The organism is Aeromicrobium alkaliterrae (assembly GCF_039529015.1).
In the GTDB taxonomy this organism is placed as follows: domain Bacteria; phylum Actinomycetota; class Actinomycetes; order Propionibacteriales; family Nocardioidaceae; genus Aeromicrobium; species Aeromicrobium alkaliterrae.
In genome coordinates this window covers 1,245,851-1,266,037 of record NZ_BAAAME010000002.1, presented here as the reverse complement: position 1 = coordinate 1,266,037, position 20,187 = coordinate 1,245,851, and the positions used below count along the sequence as shown (strand labels likewise).

Annotated in this window: 17 protein-coding genes; 7 read left to right on the top strand and 10 right to left on the bottom strand. The window is 71.5% G+C overall.

All coding sequences use genetic code 11. The features are described from left to right. Positions 1–8: 8 nt before the first annotated feature. The gene (gene betC, locus ABD127_RS07350; RefSeq protein WP_344199334.1) at positions 9–1,556 is read left to right on the top strand and encodes a choline-sulfatase; all 1,548 of its coding nucleotides are present in this window, start codon (positions 9–11) and stop codon (positions 1,554–1,556) included. Here betC and ABD127_RS07345 read toward each other — a convergent pair. Further along, positions 1,528–3,297, bottom strand: coding sequence for an NAD+ synthase (locus tag ABD127_RS07345; RefSeq protein WP_344199332.1), 1,770 nt, complete (start codon positions 3,295–3,297; stop codon positions 1,528–1,530). The two genes, betC and ABD127_RS07345, sit on opposite strands and share 29 nt — an antisense overlap. Positions 3,298–3,399: 102 nt before the next feature. Between ABD127_RS07345 and glnA the strand changes: the two genes are divergently transcribed. Together glnA and ABD127_RS07335 are read left to right on the top strand one after the other, a co-directional pair. Next, positions 3,400–4,740: a type I glutamate--ammonia ligase gene (gene glnA / locus ABD127_RS07340; RefSeq protein WP_344199330.1), complete on the top strand. Its 1,341-nt coding sequence runs from the start codon at positions 3,400–3,402 to the stop codon at positions 4,738–4,740. A gap of 68 nt (positions 4,741–4,808) precedes the next feature. Then, complete coding sequence (locus ABD127_RS07335; protein ID WP_344199328.1) at positions 4,809–7,742, top strand: bifunctional [glutamine synthetase] adenylyltransferase/[glutamine synthetase]-adenylyl-L-tyrosine phosphorylase; 2,934 nt, start codon at positions 4,809–4,811, stop codon at positions 7,740–7,742. Positions 7,743–7,752: 10 nt separating this feature from the next. On the opposite strand, the gene ABD127_RS07330 is transcribed toward ABD127_RS07335, so the two are convergent. The 7 genes from ABD127_RS07330 to ABD127_RS07300 all read right to left on the bottom strand — a co-directional run bounded on the left by ABD127_RS07330 (position 7,753) and on the right by ABD127_RS07300 (position 14,105). Next, positions 7,753–8,070 (bottom strand): WhiB family transcriptional regulator, encoded by a 318-nt coding sequence (locus tag ABD127_RS07330; protein ID WP_344199326.1) that lies wholly within the window; start codon positions 8,068–8,070, stop codon positions 7,753–7,755. A gap of 87 nt (positions 8,071–8,157) precedes the next feature. Next, on the bottom strand, positions 8,158–9,441 hold the full coding sequence (locus ABD127_RS07325; RefSeq protein ID WP_344199323.1) for a class I SAM-dependent methyltransferase: 1,284 nt from the start codon (positions 9,439–9,441) through the stop codon (positions 8,158–8,160). After that, positions 9,438–10,184 carry a DUF1365 domain-containing protein gene (locus tag ABD127_RS07320; protein ID WP_344199320.1) on the bottom strand — a complete coding sequence of 249 codons (747 nt, stop codon included), beginning with the start codon at positions 10,182–10,184 and terminating at the stop codon, positions 9,438–9,440. The genes ABD127_RS07325 and ABD127_RS07320 overlap by 4 nt, the downstream gene beginning before the upstream one ends. Beyond that, positions 10,181–11,452, bottom strand: a complete 1,272-nt coding sequence (locus tag ABD127_RS07315; protein WP_344199317.1) for an NAD(P)/FAD-dependent oxidoreductase — start codon at positions 11,450–11,452, stop codon at positions 10,181–10,183. Before ABD127_RS07315 ends, ABD127_RS07320 begins: the two co-directional genes overlap by 4 nt. A gap of 15 nt (positions 11,453–11,467) precedes the next feature. Continuing rightward, the gene (locus ABD127_RS07310; RefSeq protein ID WP_344199314.1) at positions 11,468–11,692 is read right to left on the bottom strand and encodes a hypothetical protein; all 225 of its coding nucleotides are present in this window, start codon (positions 11,690–11,692) and stop codon (positions 11,468–11,470) included. Then, on the bottom strand, positions 11,689–12,975 hold the full coding sequence (locus ABD127_RS07305; protein WP_344199311.1) for a fatty acid desaturase family protein: 1,287 nt from the start codon (positions 12,973–12,975) through the stop codon (positions 11,689–11,691). The genes ABD127_RS07310 and ABD127_RS07305 overlap by 4 nt, the downstream gene beginning before the upstream one ends. A 20-nt stretch (positions 12,976–12,995) precedes the next feature. Next, positions 12,996–14,105, bottom strand: coding sequence for a ferredoxin reductase (locus ABD127_RS07300; protein ID WP_344199307.1), 1,110 nt, complete (start codon positions 14,103–14,105; stop codon positions 12,996–12,998). A gap of 162 nt (positions 14,106–14,267) precedes the next feature. On the opposite strand from ABD127_RS07300, the gene ABD127_RS07295 reads away from it, so the two are divergent. The 3 genes from ABD127_RS07295 (at position 14,268) to ABD127_RS07285 (ending at position 17,077) form a co-directional block, all read left to right on the top strand. Then, on the top strand, positions 14,268–14,891 hold the full coding sequence (locus ABD127_RS07295; RefSeq protein ID WP_344199304.1) for a TetR family transcriptional regulator: 624 nt from the start codon (positions 14,268–14,270) through the stop codon (positions 14,889–14,891). Positions 14,892–15,134: 243 nt separating this feature from the next. Next, positions 15,135–16,478 carry an MFS transporter gene (locus ABD127_RS07290; RefSeq protein WP_344199302.1) on the top strand — a complete coding sequence of 448 codons (1,344 nt, stop codon included), beginning with the start codon at positions 15,135–15,137 and terminating at the stop codon, positions 16,476–16,478. Next, positions 16,475–17,077: a hypothetical protein gene (locus ABD127_RS07285; protein ID WP_344199299.1), complete on the top strand. Its 603-nt coding sequence runs from the start codon at positions 16,475–16,477 to the stop codon at positions 17,075–17,077. The genes ABD127_RS07290 and ABD127_RS07285 overlap by 4 nt, the downstream gene beginning before the upstream one ends. Here ABD127_RS07285 and ABD127_RS07280 read toward each other — a convergent pair. Further along, entirely contained in the window at positions 17,074–17,415 is a 342-nt protein-coding gene (locus ABD127_RS07280) for a TraR/DksA family transcriptional regulator (RefSeq protein ID WP_344199297.1), read from the bottom strand. The genes ABD127_RS07285 and ABD127_RS07280 overlap by 4 nt on opposite strands. Before the next feature lie 49 nt (positions 17,416–17,464). On the opposite strand from ABD127_RS07280, the gene ABD127_RS07275 reads away from it, so the two are divergent. Next, the gene (locus tag ABD127_RS07275) at positions 17,465–18,037 is read left to right on the top strand and encodes a DinB family protein (RefSeq protein ID WP_344199295.1); all 573 of its coding nucleotides are present in this window, start codon (positions 17,465–17,467) and stop codon (positions 18,035–18,037) included. On the opposite strand, the gene ABD127_RS19065 is transcribed toward ABD127_RS07275, so the two are convergent. Then, positions 18,021–18,431, bottom strand: a complete 411-nt coding sequence (locus ABD127_RS19065) for an SbcC/MukB-like Walker B domain-containing protein (protein ID WP_425545798.1) — start codon at positions 18,429–18,431, stop codon at positions 18,021–18,023. The two genes, ABD127_RS07275 and ABD127_RS19065, sit on opposite strands and share 17 nt — an antisense overlap. Between the last annotated feature and the right edge of the window lie 1,756 nt (positions 18,432–20,187).

The following is a 20,187-nucleotide window of genomic DNA, read 5'->3' as shown; positions in this document are numbered from 1 at the left end:
CAGGAGACATGCCTCCCGCCGCTGACCGCCCCAACATCGTCGTGATCCAGGCCGACCAGCTGGCCGCGGCGGCCCTCGGCGCCTACGGCAACACCGTCGTGAAGTCGCCGCACCTCGACGCGCTCGCGGCCGGTGGCCTCACGTTCGACCGCGCCTACTGCAACTCGCCGCTGTGCGCGCCGTCGCGGGCGTCGATGATGACGGGGCTGCTGCCGTCGCAGATCGGCGCGTACGACAACGGCGCGGACTTTCCCGCGTCGGTGCCGACGTTCGCCCACCACCTGCGGTCGGCCGGCTACGCCACGACGCTCGTCGGTCGCATGCACTTCATCGGCCCCGACCAGCTGCACGGCTTCGAGGAGCGCCTGACGACCGACGTGTATCCCGCCGGGCTCGACATGGTGCCGGACTGGGACCTGCCGGGCGAGGAGCGACTGGCCTGGTACCACGACGCCGGCAGCGTCTTCACGGCCGGAACCAGTCGCGCGACGGTGCAGCAGGACTTCGACGACGAGGTGCTGTTCCGCACCCTGCGCCACCTCAACGACCGGGCGAGGGCCGACGACGGCCGCCCGTTCCTCCTCGTGTCGTCCTTCATCCACCCGCACGACCCGTACGAGCCGCCGGTCGAGCACTGGAACCGTTACGAGGGCGTCGAGATCGACGGCCCGCGGGTCACCGCCGAGCAGGTGGGTGAGGCCGACCCGCACAGCACGCGTCTGCAGCAGATGTCCGGGTTCGACGTCAAGGTGCCCGACGAAGACCAGGTCCGTCGCGCCCGCCGCGCCTACTACGCGTGCGTCAGTTACGTGGACGACCACGTGGGGGCGATCGTGCGACGGCTCGACGAGCTCGGCCTGCGCGAGAACACCGTGATCATCGTGACGTCCGACCACGGAGACATGCTGGGCGAGCGCGGGCTCTGGTACAAGATGTCGCCGTTCGAGCAGTCCGCGCGGGTCCCGCTGATCGTAAACGCCCCGGAGCGGTTTGCGCCGCGCCGCGTCGCCGATCCGGTCTCGCTGATCGACGTGCTGCCGACGCTCGTCGAGCTCGCGGGGGCGCCCCAGGTCGACGGTCCTGGCCGAAGCCTCGTGACCACGGTGGCCGAGGACGCGCCGCAGCGACCCCTGCTGATCGAGTACCTCGCCGAGGGCACGACCCGCCCCCAGGTCACGGTCGTGCGGGGCCACCACAAGTACGTGCGCTGCCCGGGCGACCCGGACCAGCTGTACGACGTGCGGGCCGATCCCGACGAGCTCGTGAACCTCGCCGACGACCCGGCGCACGCCGGGATCGTGGGAGAGCTGCGGGCCGAGATCGCGGCGCGCTACGACCTCACCGCGCTCGAGCGGGACGTGCGCCAGAGCCAGGCGCGCCGACGGGTCGTCCACCGGGCGCTGGCGTCCGGCAGGCCGACGGAGTGGGACCACCAGCCGCCCGTGCGGCCCGACTACGTGCGCGGCGACTTCTGGAGCGCGCTCGAGCGCGGTCGGATCGCGGGTCCGGAGGGGGACAGGCCGACGGCTACAGCGACTCGCGCCAGCGGGTCGTGATCGGCAGGCGGCGGTCCCGACCGAAGTTGCGTCGGCTGACCTTGGGTCCCGGCGGGTACTGACGCCGCTTGTACTCCGCCCGGTCGACCAGCGTCACGACGCGCTCCACGAGGGCCGGGTCGAACCCCTCGGCGATGACCTCGGTCGCCCCGAGGTCGCGCTCGACGTAGGCGTCGAGCACGGCGTCGAGCAGCTCGTACGGCGGCAGCGAGTCGGAGTCGAGCTGCCCTGGGCGCAGCTCGGCTGACGGCTCCTTGCTGATCGCGTTCTCGGGGATCGGCGGGGTCTCGCCGCGCTGCTCGGCCCACGCGTTGCGCCAGCGCGACAGTTCCCAGACCAGGGTCTTCGGCAGGTCCTTGATGGGGGCGTAGCCACCGACGGCGTCGCCGTAGATCGTCGAGTACCCCGTCGCGAGCTCGGACTTGTTGCCGCAGGCGAGCACGAGGTGGCCGTGCTGGTTCGACAGGCCCATCCAGATCACGGCGCGGATGCGGGCCTGCAGGTTCTCCTCGGCGAGTCCGTCGAGGTGCAGCGACTCCTGGAACGTGTCGAAGATGCCCGCGATCGGCACGTTGTCGAGCGTCAGCCCCGTGCGGCGCGCCAGCTCGCCGGCGTCGCCGAGGCTGTGCTCGGTCGACCAGGCGCTGGGGTTCGAGACGCCGAAGACGTTCTCGGGGCCGAGGGCGTCGACCGCGATCGCGCCGACCAGGGTGGAGTCGATGCCGCCGGACAGTCCCATCAGGACCGTGCGGAACCCGTTCTTGCGGACGTAGTCGCGCAGGCCCAGCACGATCGCCTGGTAGCGCTCGCCCGCGTCGTCCCAGCGCTCGGCGGGCTCGGGACGCAGCGGCTCCGCGACCGGCTCGGCGTGGTCGGTCGAGACGATCGTGCGCTCGACCCGCAGGCCGTGGAAGCGGGTGCCGGGCTCGGGCATCGGTGCGGTCGCCGCCGGCAGGTCGAGGTCGACGACGACGAGCTCCTCGACGAACTGCCCGGCACGGGCGACGAGCTCGCCGCCGGAGTCGACCACGATCGAGTCGCCGTCGAAGACCAGCTCGTCCTGCCCGCCGACCATGTTGACGTAGGCGAGGGCGCACTGGCCCTCGCGCGCCCGGCGGGCGCACAGCTCGAGGCGGGTGTCGTCCTTGGCAGCCTCGTACGGCGAGCCGTTGAGGACGACGAGCAACCCGGCCTCGGCGGCGTCGGCCGCCGCGGACGGGCCGTCCTGCCAGATGTCCTCGCAGATCGCGATCGCGACGTCGACCCCCTTGACCTGCACGACCTGGGTCTCGTCGCCGGGGACGAAGTGGCGGAACTCGTCGAACACCCCGTAGTTCGGCAGGTGGTGCTTGTCGTAGCGCGCGACGACCCGACCGCCGGTCACGACCGAGGCCGAGTTGGTCGGCTGGTTCTTCGGGACGCCGAGCCGGTCGGGAAGGTTCGCCAGCGTCGCGTCCTTGGCGGTGTCGAGGTGCCCGACGACCACGACGAGGTCGCCCAGGCCCTCGTCGACCAGGCGGGTCGCCAGCGCGGCCACGGCGGCGCGCGAGGCCTCGATGAACGTCGCGCGGTAGGCCATGTCCTCGATCGGATACCCGGTCAGCACCATCTCCGGCGTGACGAACAGGTGCGCCCCGGCAGCGTGCGCGGCACGGGCCTGCTCGACGACGGCGTCGGTGTTCGCGTCGACCGATCCGACGACGGGGTTCATCTGGGCGAGGGCGAGGCGCAGGCGGGGCACGGGACGAGCCTAGCGACGGTGCTCCGGGCGCCTTCGGAAAAGGTTCCACGACCGCCTCAGGGGGAAACATGGGCGTAACAATCCCCGTGCGAGACTGACGCCATGGGTAAGCAGGAGGCCTTCGTGCTTCGGGCGCTCGAGGAGCGCGACGTCCGATTCGTCCGACTGTGGTTCACCGACGTCCTCGGGTCGCTGAAGTCGGTCTCGATCGCCCCGGCGGAGCTCGAGGGCGCCTTCGCGGAGGGCATCGGCTTCGACGGCTCCTCGATCGAGGGCTTCGCCCGGGTGCACGAGGCCGACATGCTGGCCAAGCCCGACCCGTCGACGTTCCAGATCCTGCCGTGGCGTGGCGAGACGCCGGCCACGGCGCGCATGTTCTGCGACATCCAGCTGCCCGACGGCACCCCGTCCTTCGCCGACCCGCGCCACGTGCTGAAGCGGGCGATGCAGAAGGCCGCCGACATGGGCTTCACGTACTACACGCACCCCGAGATCGAGTTCTACCTCTTCAAGGGCAAGCCGGAGGCCGGTGGACGTCCCGTCCCGGTCGACGACAGCGGCTACTTCGACCACACCGCCCAGGGCGGCGGCGGCCAGGACTTCCGCCGCGAGGTCATCACGATGCTCGAGAGCATGGGCATCAGCGTCGAGTTCAGCCACCACGAGGCCGGCCCGGGTCAGCAGGAGATCGACCTGCGCTACGCCGATGCTCTCTCGATGGCCGACAACATCATGACCTTCCGCACCGTGGTGCGCGAGGTCGCGCTGAACAACAACAAGTGGGCGTCGTTCATGCCCAAGCCGTTCACCGAGCACCCGGGATCGGGCATGCACACCCACGTCTCGCTGTTCGAGGGCGACGAGAACGCGTTCTACGAGGCGGGCGCCGAGTACCAGCTCTCGGGCACGGGCCGGGCGTTCATCGCGGGCGTCCTGCGCCACTCCGCCGAGATCGCGGCCGTCACGAACCAGTGGGTCAACTCCTACAAGCGTCTGGCCGGTGGCGGCGAGGCCCCCAGCTACATCTGCTGGGGCCACAACAACCGCAGCGCGCTCGTGCGGGTGCCGATGTACAAGCCGCACAAGAGCGGCTCGGCCCGCGTGGAGCACCGCGGCATCGACGCCGCGAGCAACCCCTACCTCGCCTTCGCGCTGCTCCTCGCGGCCGGGCTGAAGGGCATCGAGGAGGGCTACGACCTCCCGCCCGAGACCGAGGACGACGTCTGGTCGCTGTCGGAGCGCGAGCGCAAGGCGCTCGGCATCCCGTCGCTGCCGCGCAACCTCGACGAGGCCGTCCGCATCATGGAGGGCAGCGACCTCGTCGCCGAGACCCTCGGCGAGCACGTCTTCGACTTCTTCCTGCGCAACAAGCGCCAGGAGTGGCAGGACTACCGGACGCAGGTCACGCAGTTCGAGATCGACAAGCTGATGCCGATCGTCTGACGCGGCGCTTCGGGGCGGGCCGACTGACGCTGGTCGGGGGCGTCGTGACGCTGCCGTAACCTGATGCGGTGCCCTCTGCGTCCCTGGACCTGTCCCGACGCGGCTTCCGCAACGCCGACGCCGCCGCTGCGCACCTCGCCGACCTGGGTGACGTCGACCTGGAGCTGATCGACCAGATCGCCTCCGTGGCGTCGCCCGACAGCGCGATCTCGTCCCTGGCGGCGATCGCTCGGTCGATGGGGGCCGACGCCCTGCGCGCCAAGCTGGCCGAGCCCGAGCTCCGCTCGCGCCTGCTGGTCGTGCTCGGCACCAGCGAGGCGATGGGCGACTTCCTGGCCCGTCACCCCGAGCACCTCGACGAGCTGGCCGCCGACCAGCTCGACCTGCGTCGGCGCGAGGCCGACGCGATGCGCGCCGAGCTGGCCGAGGCCACCAACGCGACCGAGCTGCGCGTCACGTACTACCGCCAGCTGCTGTGCACCATCGCGCGCGACCTCAACGCGTACTCGACGTTCCGCGAGACGTCCTCGGAGCTGTCCGACCTGGCGGTCGCGACGCTCGAGGCCGCACTGGGCATCGCCCGCTCGGAGGACGACGACGCCGACCTGGTGCGGCTGGCGGTCATCGCGATGGGCAAGACCGGCGGCCACGAGCTCAACTACATCAGCGACGTCGACGTGATCTTCGTGCACGAGGTCGTCGAGGGCGCCGACGACCAGAAGGCGCTGCGGGCGGCCACCCGGCTGGCGTCGGCGACGATGCGCATCTGCAGCGAGCACACCAGCGAGGGCGTGATCTGGGAGGTCGACGCCAACCTGCGCCCGGAGGGAAACCAGGGTCCGCTGACCCGCACCGTCGCCAGCCACGTGGCCTACTACGAGCGCTGGGCCACGACCTGGGAGTTCCAGGCGCTGCTCAAGGCTCGCTTCGCCGCGGGCGACGCCGACCTCGGCCAGCAGTACCTCGCCGCCGTGCAGCCGATGGTGTGGGAGGCCAGCACCCGCGAGAACTTCGTGTCCGACACCCGAGCGATGCGGCGCCGCGTCATCGACCACATCCCGGCCGCCCACCGCGAGCGTCAGCTCAAGCTGGGCAGCGGCGGCCTGCGCGACGTCGAGTTCGCGGTCCAGCTGCTGCAGCTCGTGCACGGTCGCGCCGACGAGTCGCTGCGCAGCCCCACCACGCTCGACGCGCTCGAGGCCCTCACGGAGGGCGGGTACGTCGGCCGGCGCGACGGCTCGGCGCTCGAGGAGGCGTACGAGTTCCTGCGCACGCTGGAGCACCGCATCCAGCTCTACCGGCTCAAGCGCAGCCACATCGTGCCGGACGACGAAGAGGACCTCAGTCGCCTCGGTCGCAGCATGGGGTACCGCGGTCAGCCCGCCGCAAACCTCGTCTCGGAGTGGCAGTCGCACCGGCGGATCGTGCGCCGACTGCACGAGAAGCTCTTCTACCAGCCGCTGCTCGAGGCCGTCGCCGCCCTGCCGACCGAGGGCCTGCGGCTCTCGCCCGAGGCCGCCCGCGAGCGCCTCGTGGCCCTGGGCTTCCGCGACCCGAAGGGTGCCCTCGCGCACCTGGAGGCGATGACCTCCGGTGTCTCGCGCCGCAAGGCCATCCAGCGCGCGCTGCTGCCGGCGATGCTGGCCTGGTTCAGCGAGTCGCCCGACCCCGACGCGGGCCTGCTGGCCTTCCGCTCGATCTCCGAGAGCCTCGGCGAGTCGCACTGGTACCTGCGCAAGCTCCGCGACGAGGGCGAGGGCGCCGAGCAGCTCGCGCGCCTGCTCTCGTCCAGCCGCTACGCGGCCGACCTGATGGTCCGCAACCCCGACGCGGTGGCGCTGCTGGGCGACGACACCGAGCTGGTGCCGCGCGACCTCGAGCGCATCCACACCGAGATGGAGCTGGGCGCCAAGCGCCACGCCAACGACGCGAAGGCCGCCGTGCGCGCGATCCGACGGATCCGGCGCCGCGAGCTCTCGCGTATCGCGATGTCCGACGTGCTGGGCCGCCTCGACATCGTCGACGTCGGGCACGCGCTGTCGGCGGTCAACGCCGCCACGATCGGGGCCGCTCTCTCGGCGGCGATCCGTGAGGTCGAGACCGAGCGCGGTGAGATGCCGACGCGCATGGCGGTCGTCCTGATGGGCCGCCTCGGCGGACGTGAGGCCGGCTACGGCTCGGACGCCGACGTGATGTTCGTGCACCAGCCGCTGCCGGGCGCCGAGGAGAAGGCTGCGTCGACGGCGGCCACGGCCGTGGCGACGAAGCTGCGCGAGATGCTCTCGGTCGCGGGGGAGGACCCGCCGCTCGAGATCGACGCGGAACTGCGCCCCGAGGGCCGCAACGGCCCGCTCGTGCGCACCTTCGCCTCCTACGAGGCGTACTACGCCAAGTGGTCGGCGGTCTGGGAGGCGCAGGCGCTGCTGCGGGCGTCCCCGGTCATCGGCGACCCCGACCTGTGTGCCCGGTTCCGTGCCCTGATCGACCCGCTGCGGTATCCCGAGGGCGGTCTCGACGAGGCCGGCGTGAGGGAGATCCGTCGGATCAAGGCCCGCGTGGAGTCCGAGCGGCTGCCGCGCGGTGCCAACCCGACGACCCACCTGAAGCTCGGTCGCGGCGGCATCGCCGACGTCGAGTGGACGGTGCAGCTCCTGCAGCTGCGTCACGGCCACGACGTCCCGGGCCTGCGCACGACCGACACGCTCGACGCCCTGCACGCGGCGGCCGGGGCCGGTCTGGTCGAGGCCGACGACGCGGCGATCCTGGAGGAGGCGTGGCGTCTGGTCAGCCGGATCCGCAACGGCGTCGTCCTGCTGCGTGGCAAGCCGGCGGAGTCGATGGTCGAGCAGGCCGCCGAGCGCGCCGGGCTCGCGCACCTGCTCGGGTACCGGCAGGACGAGAGCGAGCGGATGGTCGACGACTACCTGCGCACCACACGGCAGGCACGCGCCGTCATCGAGCGCGTGTTCTGGGGCGAGCAGGCCGCGACCCCCGACCCCTGAGGGGCGAGGGTCAGCCGGCCTTCTTGATCTCGGGTCGGACCGCGAGACGGTGGGCCTGGGCCCGCAGCACGTGCTCACGCTCGGTCGCGTTGAGGCCACCCCACACGCCGTACGGCTCCTGCACCGTGAGCGCGTGCTGGAGGCACGCCTCGACGACGGGGCAGGCCGCGCAGAACGACTTCGCGGCGGCCTCACGACGGCGTCGTCGCGGGCCTCGCTCGTGCTCGGGCGGGAAGAAGGTCTCCGGATCGGCCGTGTTGCAGGCGCCGAGGTACTGCCACTCGTAGGACTCCTGCCGGGGGGCGGGAAGCCGGGTGATGCTGGCCATGAATCTCCTCCTGTGCTCGCCTTTCAGAGGAGATTCGCTGCCCGAAGGTTCCCGGATTGGAGCGGGCACCTAGGAGTCACCTGAGGATCAGCGGCGCTGCATCTGGATCTGCACGACGTCGAGGTAGCCCGTTGCGAAGCCCGCCTCGCAGTACGCGAGGTAGAACTCCCACATACGGCGGAAGGTCTCGTCGAAGCCGAAGTGCGAGATCTCGTCCCAGTTCGCGTTGAACGCCTCGCGCCACAGGTGCAGCGTGTGGGCGTAGTGGCGGCCGAGCGGACGGCGCGACGTGACCTTGATGCCCGTGTGCTTGGCCAGCGACTGGTCGATCGCCTTCTCCGACGGGATCAGCCCGCCGGGGAAGATGTACTTCTGGATCCAGCCGTACGAGCGGCGCGTCGAGCGGTAGCGGTGGTGCGCCATCGTGATGGCCTGGATCGACACGCGGCCGCCGGGAGCCAGCAGGCGGTCGATCGTCTGGAAGTACGTCGGCCAGAACTCCTCGCCGACGGCCTCGATCATCTCGCAGCTGACGATCGCGTCGTACGTGCCGGTCTCGGCCTCGGGCACCTCGCGGTAGTCCTGGAGCCGGATCTCGATGCGGTCGGCGACGCCGGCCTCCTCGAAGCGCTGCTGCGCGAGGGCGGCCTGCTCCTGCGACAGCGTGATCGTGACGACCGTGGCACCGCGCTGGGCGGCGCGGATCGCGAGCGATCCCCAGCCGCTGCCGATCTCGAGGACCCGCGAGCCCTCGGTCACGGCGGCCTGGTCGAGGATGCCGTCCATCTTGCGGACCTGGGCGGCCTCGAGCGACTCGTCGTCGTCGGCGAACCACGCCGACGAGTACGACAGGGTCGGGTCGAGGAAGCGCGTGAAGAGGTCGTTCGAGAGGTCGTAGTGCGCCTCGATGTTGGCGCGCGAGCCCTCGGTCGTGTTGCGGTCCGAGCCCGGCAGGTCGATGTCGACCAGGCCGCGCAGCTTCTGCAGGGGGGCGGGCACGAGCTTCGTCAGGCGCGCCGCGAACGGCGTGAGCAGGTCGGCGAGGTCGGTGTCGGGACCGGCGGACCAGTCGCCGACCATGTACGCCTCGCCGAGACCGATCTTGGTCTGGTCGCCGATGCGGTTGAACAGTCCGGCCGAGCTGGCGACGGCCAGCTCGGGGGAGGTCGCGTCGCCCTTGCCCCAGACGGTGCCGTCCGGGAAGCTCACGCGCACCGGCATCTTGCGGACGGCGCGCTTCATGAGCGACTTGGCGACCCGTCCCTTGAAGGGGGTCGCCGGGGTGTCCGACAGCTCGGGCCAGGCGTTCTGGTCCGGTGCGGGCAGGGGAGTGCGCTGGGTGGGCACGAGGTCCGTGGTGGAGTCAGTCATGAGGTGCCCTCCTGGGGGTCACGGTGGGGTCGGGGGACGATCGGGAGACGCCGCAGCCAGAGCCAGATGCCGTGGACACGGATCAGCAGGCTCGTGCGCTGGGTCATGAGGGGCTGGGTCACGACGGTGCGCAGGACCTGCCCGGGGGAAGCTCGGCGGGGTGCTCCGTCGAACGTCGCGGCGAAGGCCGTGCGGCCCTCCCGCTTGAGGATGATCGTGGTGGTGACACGGTCCTGACCCAGCTCGAAGAGCAGGTCGTACGTGCCGTCCACCTCGTAGAAGGGGGAGACGTAGAAGGCCTTGTCGACGCGGGCCTTGCCGGCCGCGTCGGGCTGGAGGAAGTAGGCGTGGCGCTCGCCGTAGGTGTTGTGCACCTCGGCGACGATGCAGCGCACGCCGTCGTCGTCGATCGCCCAGAAGACACTGAGCGGGTCGAAGACGTGCCCCAGGACGCGGGCGTTGGCCAGCATCAGGATGCGGCAGTCGCTGACGTCGACGCCCTGCGTGCGGCAGTACTGCTCGATGTTGGCGCGGAGCGTGGCGTCCGGGTCGCCGATGTGGTCGGAGGCGCGGAACGAGGCGAACGGGCGGAGCCAGAACGGCACCCGCGGCATCGCGTCGAGGTCGACGAGCCACTGGTAGACGCGGTGGCGGAACCTGTGGTCGACCGGCCCCTTCCGGGCGTGCGAGACCGTGCCGTGCACCAGGGCCGGCAGCGTGGGAAGGGTGACGGTGGCCGTCACCAGGACGCCCCGAGGGCACGGGCGGCAGCGATGCCGGACCGGCAGCCGTCCTCGTGGAAGCCCCACCCGTGGTACGCGCCGGCAAAGACCGTGTCGGGCCGCGAGAGGGCCGGCAGGTCGCGCTGGGCGGCGACGGAGTCGGGGGTGTAGAGCGGGTGCGTGTACTGCATCGTCCGCACCACCGAGCCGTCGGCGAGACGGTCGGAGCCGTTGAGCGTGACCAGGAACGGCGGGGCGTCGGTGAGACCCTGCAGCCGGTTCATCCAGTACGTGACCGGGGTGGCCGTGCCGCTGGGGGCGCAGGCGTCCATGCGGTAGTTCCAGGCGGCCTTGGCCTGCTCGGCGACCGGCAGCAGCGACGCGTCGTGGTGCAGCACGGTCTCGTTGCGGGAGTAGCCGAACGCGCCGAGCGTGCGGGTCTCCTCGTCGCTCGGGTCGGTCAGCAGCGCGAGCGCGTCGTCGGCGTGGGTCGCGATGACGACCTTGTCGAACTCGTGCGTCGCGCCGGTGGCGTCGGTCAGCAGGACGTGGTCGGGCTTGCGGCTCACGCCCGTGATGCGGGTCGAGTGGCGCACGTCGCCGATCTCGGCGGTCACGCGGTCGACGTAGGTGCCCGAGCCGCCCACGACGGTGTACCACTGCGGCGAGCCCTTGACGGACAGGAAGCCGTGGTGCTTGAGGAACTCGAAGAGGTAGCGCGCGGGGTAGTCGCGGGCGTCGTCGTTGCTGGACGACCACACGCACGCCACGACGGGCAGTGCGTAGTGGCGCAGGAAGTACTCGTCGAAGGCGTGGCGGCGCAGGAAGTCGCCGTACGTCAGGACCTCGCCGGGGGCGACGCCGTCGTCGTCAGCGTCGAGCAGGGCCAGCGCCAGCTTCTGGAAGCGCTTGATGTTCAGCAGCATCCGGACGTAGCGGACGTCGAACAGGCGGCGCTTCTGCGCGAAGATGCCCTTGCCGCCCCGACCGCCGGCGAACTCCAGGCCGCAGCCGTCGCAGCGGATGCTCATGCTCATCTCGGTGGGGCGGATCTCGACGCCGAGCTCGGCGAACAGGCGCTGCAGCTCGGGGTAGGTCCGGTCGTTCATGACGATGAAGCCCGTGTCGACGCGGTGGGTGCGGTCGCCCTCGGCGATCTCGTGCGTGTGCGCGTGGCCACCGAACCGGTCGTCGGCCTCGAAGAGGGTGACCTGGTGCGTGGCCCGCAGCGCGTAGGCGGCGGTGAGCCCGGAGATCCCGGAGCCGATGACCGCGACAGAAGACGTCATGTCAGTAGTTCGGTCTCAGTCCGCAACTGGATGGGTCGGAGAGCTGTGATCGGTGTCGCTCTCCGCCCGCTTGCTGGCCTCGGCGATCTCGAAGATCTCGGTCGCGAAGCCCCCCAGCTCGCGGGCGATGCCCTGGCCCGCAGCGAACAGGATCGCCACCACTCGGCCAGTGGTGGCGATCGCTGCGTCGATCGACTGCTCGACGACGTCCTTGCCGATCTCGCGTCGGGTCAAGCTCATGCGGTCAAGTGTTCCGCACCTTCGGTCGCCGCGCGAGCCGCTTCGCGCTTGGCGCGACGCAGGGCCTTGCTCTCGGGGCTGTTGCCCTGGAGGTACGGATCGGACGGCTTGCTGCCGTAGGCGGCGAGCTGGCGCGCGACGCTCAGGAGCTGCTTGCTCATCCGGCCCGTGTTGTACGGCAGGCCGTGACGCTCGCAGATGTCGCGGATCTCACGGGCGACCTCCGGGTACCGGCGGGCGGGGATGTCCGGGAACAGGTGGTGCTCGATCTGGTGGCTCAGGTTGCCGCTGAGGATGTGGAACGGGCGGCTGCCGGAGATGTTGGCCGAGCCGAGGAGCTGGCGCAGGTACCACTGGCCGCGCGACTCGTTCGTGGCCTCCTCCTCGTCGAACGTCTGCACCTCGGCCGGGAAGTGGCCGCAGAAGATGATGAGGAAGGTCCAGATGTTGCGGATGATGTTGGCCGCGAAGGTCGCGCCGAGCACGGCGAGCGGCGCCCACCAGCCGACCACGGGCACGAGGGCGATCGCGAGCACGGGGAACGCGACGTAGTCCTTGAAGACCTGACGGCGGGTCTTGGCCATCGCCCGCTTCTTGCGTGCGACGAACTCCTCCTTGGACATGTCGCCCTTGAGGTAGTCGCCGAGCTCGAGGCCGTGGTACATCACGCCCCACTCGAAGAACAGCATCAGGAGCGTCGCCGCGGGGAGGTTGAAGCGGTGGTTCGGGTACCACGGCTGCGCCTCGTCGATGCGGAGCAGGCCGTAGCCGATGTCCTTGTCCATCCCGTGGATGTTCGTGTAGGTGTGGTGCAGGTAGTTGTGGCCGTGCTTCCAGTCCTGCGCGGGGGCCACGTTGTCCCACTCGTACCGCTTGCCGTCGATCAGCGGGTCGTTCATCCAGTCGTACTGGCCGTGCATGACGTTGTGGCCGATCTCCATGTTCTCGAGGATCTTGGAGAGGCCGAGCAGCACGATGCCGGCGACGAACGTGGGCCAGAAGAACGGCGTGAAGATGCCGATGCGGCCCAGGATCTCGGACCACTGCTGGATGCGGATGACGCGACGGATGTAGTTGGCGTCGGCCTGGCCGAGCGACTCGAGCGTCCGCAGGCGCAGGGCGTCAAGCTCGGTGCCGAAGGAGTCGAGCTCCTCGCGGCTCATGATGTCGAGGCCGATCGTGGCCTCCCGGTCGGTGTCGCCGACCAGGGGGCGCGGGGCCTCGTCGTGGCCCGTCGCGTCGTAGACGGGGGCGGTGCGGGAGAGGGTGCGCTTGTGGCTCATCGGAGGATCACTTCTTCCGGTCAGAGGGCGACGGCGACGTCGCCGACGGGCACGTGGACACAGGGCTTGATGGTCTCGTCGGTGTTGGCGTTGATCTCGCCGCTGATGACGTGGCGGACCGCGCCGTGCAGCTTCTTGATCGCGCAGGTGTTGCAGACGCCCATGCGGCAGCCGTACTCGGGCGTGAGCCCGGCTGCCTCGGCCTGCTCGAGGATCGTGTTGCCGGAGTTCGCCGCCTCGGATCCGGAGCGGTCGAAGCTGAGGGTGCCGCTGGCCTCGGCCGAGGCGGCCGCCAGCAGGGCGGGGTCGATCGTGGGGACCTTGAAGTACTCGAACCGCACCTGGTCGGCCGCGTCCTGCTCGGCAAACGCGTCGCGGACCGAGGCGATGAGGCCCGCCGGGCCGCACACGTAGGTGAGCGTCGTGGCGGGGTCGATGCCCAGGTGCTTGAGGTGGTCGACCGTGAAGCGGCCGTCCAGCTCGGCGCCGCTCTCCGGTTCACGCGTGTACACCCGCACGACCTCGACGTCGGGGACGTCGGCCCAGGCGTCGAGCTGCTCGGTGAACATCTCGTCGTCGCGGGAGCGGGCGTAGTGCAGGAACGTGATGCGGCGGGGACGGATGGCCGAGCCGTCGAGCATCGTGCGCAGCATCGACATGACGGGCGTGATGCCGGAGCCGCCCGAGAGGAGCAGCAGCTCGTCCGGCAGCCCGGCCGGGAGGACGAAGTCGCCCTGGGCCTGCGACAGGTAGACGAGCTCGCCCGAGGCGAGGCGGCTGTTGAGGAAGCGTGAGACGAATCCGTCGGGGTGGGCCTTGACCGAGACGCTGAAGTTCCGGCCCTTGGCGGCTGCGGAGCTCGACACGGAGAACACGCGGACCTTCCGGACGCCGTCGACCTCGACGCCGAACTCGACGTGCTGGCCGGGGACGAACCCGTCCCACGCGCCGTTGGGGCGCAGGGTCACGGTCGTGGCGTTGTCGGTCTCGCGCTCGATCCCGACGACGCGGGCGCGCACGGCCTCAGCGGTCCAGAGGGGGTGGAGCTTCTCGAGGTAGTGGTCGACGTGGTGCGGCGAGGTGACGCTGCCGACGGCCCGCGAAGCGAGGGCGGTGCGGACGACTCCCATCGACCTCTCCTTCCATCAGTGAACAGGCGTACACTGAAAGTGTGGTCCGACGAGGCGCGCTTGGCAAGTTGCCCGTTTCGTGACGTGAGACACCCGCCGGCCACCAGGCCTGTGACCAGCGCCGATGCGCCAGGTGCTCAGCAGATCCCTAGGATGGTCGCCGTGAGCGAGTCGCCGTCTCGGCAGGAGCAGAAGGGCCGCACGCGTGAGGCGATCCTCAACGCGGCGCTCGAGCTGTCGGGCACGCACGGCTTCGCGCAGATCAGCCTGCGCCAGGTCTCACGCCAGGCCGGCATCGTGCCGACCGCCTTCTACCGCCACTTCGAGTCGATGGACGAGCTCGGCCTGGCCCTCGTCGAGCGGTCGTTCCTCACGCTGCGCACCATGATCCGCGAGGCGCAGCGCGACCCGCAGGTCTTCGAGAACATCATCGACGCGTCCGCCGAGGTCCTCGTGCGGGTCGTCAAGCAGAACCGGATGCACTTCGCCTTCGTGGCCCGAGAGCGTGCCAGCGGCTCCGCCGCGGTGCGCGAGGCCATCCAGCGCGAGCTCGAGCTGTTCATCTCCGAGCTGGCCGTGGTCCTGGCGCGACTGCCCAACATCGAGACCTGGTCGAGCGAGGACGTCAAGCTGGCGTCCGGCCTCTTCGTGCGCAACATGGTCTACCGCGCCGAGCAGGTCGTGCAGATGCCGGAAGGTCGGCCCGACCGCGAGGAGGAGATCACGCGCAAGGCCCGCCGCGAGATGCGCCTGATCGTGCTGGGCTTCGAGAAGTGGCAGAGCTGACGGGCTCGTTCCTCGCCCTCATTCCTGCACCTCGCTAGAGCGAGCTGCAGGCAGCTCTGGCCTCGCTCCGCTCGGCTCCGTGGTTGGCTCTCCGGCCCTCCAGATTTGTGCGCTTGCGCGGGTAAAAGAGGCCGTTCGAGCCGCACAAGTGCACAAATCGTGCGGGTCGACCCCCGGGAGCGCACACATGTGGTGGGCGTCGCCGCGGTCGCTGCCGACGCCCTCCGCTGAGAGGATGGCGGGGTGCGTCGTGCTGTGTCTCCTCTGCTCGCCCTGACGGTCGGGCTGGTGCTGGCGGACTCGGCCGTCGTGACGCTCGCGCTGCCCGACATCCTGCGGCACCTCGGCGCGAGCGTGGGCCAGGTCGCCTGGGTGCTGATCGCCTACAACCTCGTGCTCGGGCTCGTGGCCGTGCCGGCCGCTCTGGGCCTGCGGTGGGTGCAGCCCCGCGTCCTCGCCGCGACCGGGATCGCGGTGTTCGCCGGCGCGTCGGCCTGGTGTGCGGTCGCCGACTCGATCGAGGTGCTGATCGTCGCCCGGTGCGTGCAGGCCCTCGGTGGTGCGTTGGCGCTCGCGGGGAGCCTCGAGCTGCTCGTCGAGGAGCGGGGTGAGCGACGCGGCGTCGCGATCTGGGTGACGGCCGGGGTCGTCGGCACGGCGGCCGGGCCGTTCGCGGGCGGCCTCCTCACCCAGGCGATCTCGTGGGAGGCGATCTTCGTCGCGCAGGTGCCCTTCGCGGCCCTCGCGGTACCTGCCGCGCTCGCCGTGGCGGCCCCGGCCGAGGTCGCCGACGACCGGCACCGCCCGGCCGTCCGGGCGAACGTCACGCTGGCCCTGCTCTCGGCAGCCCTGACCGCCGCGCTGTTCCTGCTGGTGCTTCTGCTCGTGGAGGGCTGGCACCACTCGCCGGCGACCGCGGCGATCACGGTCTCGGTCGTGCCCGTCGCTGCGCTCCTGGCGCGCCCGGCCGCACGCCTGCTGCGCCCGCCACCCGAGGTCGAGATCGCGGTCGGCTGCTTCCTGGTCGCGGGCGGTCTCGTCGGCCTGGCGCTGCCGCCGTCGTCGAACCTGGTCTGGAGCATCGCGCCGCAGGCCCTCGTGGGCCTGGGCCTCGGCTTCACGGTCGACCAGCTCACGGCCAAGGCGATGGAGATGCGCCTCCCGCGCGCCACGCACGCCGCCTGGACGATCGGCGCCCGGCACCTCGGGGTCGTCGTCGGTCTCGCGATCCTGACGCCGGTGTTCACCTCCGACCTCCAGGACGCCCAGGAGCCGGCCCAGCAGGCGGTCACGGCGCTCGTGATCGACGCGCCGTTGCAGCCCCAGGCCAAGATCGCCGTCGCCGAGGCCCTGGGTCAGGCGCTGACCGACCAGCAGGGCCAGGTGCCCGACCTGCGGCCGGCGTTCGCCAGGCTCGACGTCGACCCATCCGAGCGGGCGGCTACGGACCAGCTCGAGGACGACCTCGTGGGCCAGCTCGAGCGAGCCGCCACGCGTGCCTTCCGCGACTCCTTCCTCGTGGGGGCGGGTCTCGCGCTGCTCGCCCTGCTGGCCGTGACCCTGCCAGGACGGAGGCGCGCCTCGTGAACCGGTGGATCTGGCTCCCCGTGACGGCAGTGCTGCTCGTGGTGGCGGTCGTCGGGGTGCAGCTGCTCAACGGAGGCGGTCAGTTCGAGCCGCTCCGCCCGGCCGACGCGTGTGCCGAGCGGGACGTGACCGCCCAGGCCGACGGCATCGAGGGCCTGACCGAGCGGCTCGTGCTGCTGGGCATCGACGACGCCGCCTGCGCGCTCGGCGTCAGCCGGGAGGAGCTGACGCTCGACCTCGCGCAGTCCGAGGAACCCACCGACGCGCAGGTCGACGCGGTGCGCGCGGGGCTGCTGTCGGCGGTGCAGGAGATGAAGGCCGACGGGACGCTGCCGCCGGCCTCGGCCCTGGTCGACGAGGCGTTGGAGAGCGCCGACCTCAACAGCCTGCTGAAGGCGGCGATCCGGGTCCTGCCCGACCGCGTGATCGACGCGGCGCTGAAGACCGACGACGTGCTGACCCGCACGATCGAGGACCTCGACCTGCGTGAGCTCCTCGAGAACCTCGGCAGCGGCGGCGACCTGGAGCAGCAGGTCAACGAGGCGGTGACCCAGGCGGTGAAGGACTCGCTCTCCGACCGCCTCCGCACCCTGATCTAGGCGCGGGAGGCGCAGGCGATGCACCGGGTGGCGGTGGGCCGAGCCACGAGACGCTCGGCGCCGATGGGGCGCCCACACGTCTCGCAGGTGCCGTAGGTGCCGGCCTCGAGGCGCGACTCGGCCCGGTCGAGGTCGACCAGATGGCGCTGCGCCTGGTGCACCAACGCCTCGACCTGGGACCGCTCGAACGCGATCGTGGCACCCTCCGGATCGTGCTCGTCGTCGGCGTTGGAGTCCTTCGAGGCCTCGACCACGCCGTCGAAGTCGCGTGTGAGGGCGGCGAGCCTGGCCAGCGTGCGGTGCCGTGCGCTCGCGAGCCGTTCGTGCGGGTCGTCCATCCCCCCATCGTGCACTGCCGGACCGACAACCTCGTGCCACGATGGGTCGATGTCCGACGACGAGAAGGCGCAGCTGGTCCTCTACCTCACCCAGAGTCGCGAGGCGCTGCTCTGGAAGCTCGACGGTCTCGACGACTACGACGTCCGTCGGCCGCTGACCCCCACGGGAACGAACCTGCTGGGACTCACGAAGCACGTCGCGGCCTGCGCCGCCGAGTACTTCGGGCTGGTCTTCGACCGACCGTTCCCCGGTGAGATCCCGCTGAGCGACGACGACCCGCTGCTCGACCTGTGGTGTCCCGCGGATGAGTCACGCTCCGACGTGCTCGACCTCTGGCACCGGGCGTGGGAGCACGCGGACGCGACGATCGAGGCACTCCCGCTGGACGCCGCGGGCCACGTGCCGTGGTGGGGTCGGCGCGGCGGCGTGACCCTGCACCGGGTGCTGGTGCACATGAACGTCGAGCTGGCCCGCCACGCGGGCCACGCCGACATCCTCCGCGAGACCATCGACGGGTTCGCGGGCCTGCGTGCGGGCGTGGACAACATGCCCGACGAGGTCGACTGGCCCGAGCACGTCGAGCGGGTGGAGCAGGCCGCGCGGCTCAGCCGGTCGACCTGATCGTGCTCCAGCCGCCGTCGGTGACGTCGATCTGCACCTGAGCGGGGATCGACTCGCGCATCGCCTCCACGTGACTGATGAGTCCGATCGTGCGTCCGCCCTCACGCAGCGAGTCGAGCGTCTCCATCGTCGTCTCCAAGGTCTCGGCGTCGAGGGACCCGAAGCCTTCGTCGATGAAGAGGGTGTCGAGCCGCAGCCCGCCGGCCCGTGAGGTGACGACCTCGGCCAGGCCGAGGGCCAGGGCCAGCGACGCCTGGAACTTCTCGCCGCCCGAGAGCGAGCTGGGCGACCGGGAGTCGCCGGTGTGCGCGTCGAGGACCGTGAGCTCGAGACCCGACGTGCCGCGCGATCCCGCGTCGTCGGAGTGCAGCAGCTGGTAGCGCCCGTGGGTCATGGTGGCGAGCCGGACGTTCGCGGCGCCCAGGATGTCCTCGAGCTCGGCCACGAGCGCGAACGTCTCGAGCGGCATCCGGAGCTGGTTCGCGCCGTAACCGCGCAGCGCGAGGTCGAGCTCACGCACCGTGTCGTAGCGGGCGAGCTGCTCCGCCGAGGCCCGCAGGGCCGCACTGATGTCGGCGACGAGCGCCTCGCACGAGGACAGGCTCTTCGCTGCCGTGGCGCGGACGTCGGCGGACTCGGCAGCGACGGTGCTCGCGAGGGCCCGCGCCTCGTGCAGGGGCGTGGGGTCGACCGGCACGTCCGGCAGGTCGGCCAGCTCGGGCTCGGCGAGCGTGGCGGTGACGACCGCGAGCGCCTGCTCGTGCGCCCCGACGAGGGCCTCCAGTCGCGCGACCTCGGCCGGCGCGACGACTGCGGCAGAGGCCTCGGCAGCACTCGCGAAGCCGTGCTCGCCCAAGGCGACCTCGAGCGCCTCGGCGGCCGCGTGCGCCACCTCGGTGCGGTGCTGCACGGCCTCGGTGGCGGTGATGAGCCGCCGGGCGGTGGCGAGCTGGGTGCGCAGGTGGGCCTGGCGCTCCTGGACGGACTCCGCGTCGCCCCGGGCCCGCGTGACGAGGGTCGTGGCCGACGTGAGGCTGGTCTCGTGGGCGCTGGCGACGGCGGTGGCCTCGTGGCGTCGTTCGTCGGCGGTGCCGAGCGATGCCTCGAGCGCCGCGAGCTGCTCGCGCAGCGTGGAGGCCTCGGCCGTGAGCGCCTGGCGGGCGGTCAGGGCCTGGGCGGCCTCGGCCAGCTCGGCCTCGGCGGACGCGACCTCGACGGTGAGCCCGTCGACCGACCCGTCGGCAGCAGCGCGGGCCGCGTCGCGTGAGGCGCGCAGGGCCTCGACCTTCCGGCCCGCACCGGACTCGGCGTCGCGGGAGCGCTCGTGAGCGTGGTGGGCCGACTCCAGGTCGGCCTCGCCCACGTGGTCGTCGCGGGCCTCGGCGGGTGCAGGGTGCTCGGTGGAGCCGCAGACGGGGCACGCGGCGCCGGGCTCGAGCTGCGCGGCGACCTCGGCCGACCAACCCTCGAGCTGGCGGCGGCGCAGTGCGACCACGGCGCGGTTCGCCTCGAGGGCCGCCTCGGACAGCGTCACGTGCTCGTGCTCGGCCTGCCGGAGCTGCTCGGCCACGACCTCCGCCTGGGTGGCCTGGGCGAGTCGGGCACGGAGCGACTCGAGGGCGGATCGAGCCTTCTCGTGACGCGCTCCGAGGTCGCCGAGGGACTCGACCTCGCGGTCGACCTCGGCCTGCCGGCTGCGCAGCTCGCGCTGCTGGTCGCGCTGTCGAGCCGTCTCGCTCTCGAGGTCGGCCAGGGCGACGCGTGCCTCCTCGGCGAGGCGGCGGAGCCCCGGCAGCGCGCGCTCCTGCTCGGCTGCGGTGGCGAGGGCACCGACCTGGCCGGCGAGGTCGTGCTCGCGCTCGCGCAGCGATGCGAGGTCGTCGGACGACTCGGGGGCGAGGGCGTCGAGCGCGGCGGTGGCCGTGGCCAGCGACTCGGCGGCCGAGGACTGGGCGGTGACGGCCTGGTGGGCCAGTGCGGCGCGCCGCGCGGCCGCGACCTGCTGGCGTCGCTGCTGCGTGAGCTCGTGCTCGGTCAGCAGTGCGGCGCGCCGCTCGGCCGCCTCGGCGCGGCGACGCTGGCGCTCGGCCGTGGTGCGGTCGGCCTGCCAGGCCGCGTCGGCGGTGGCGAGCTCGTCGGCGGCGCGAGCC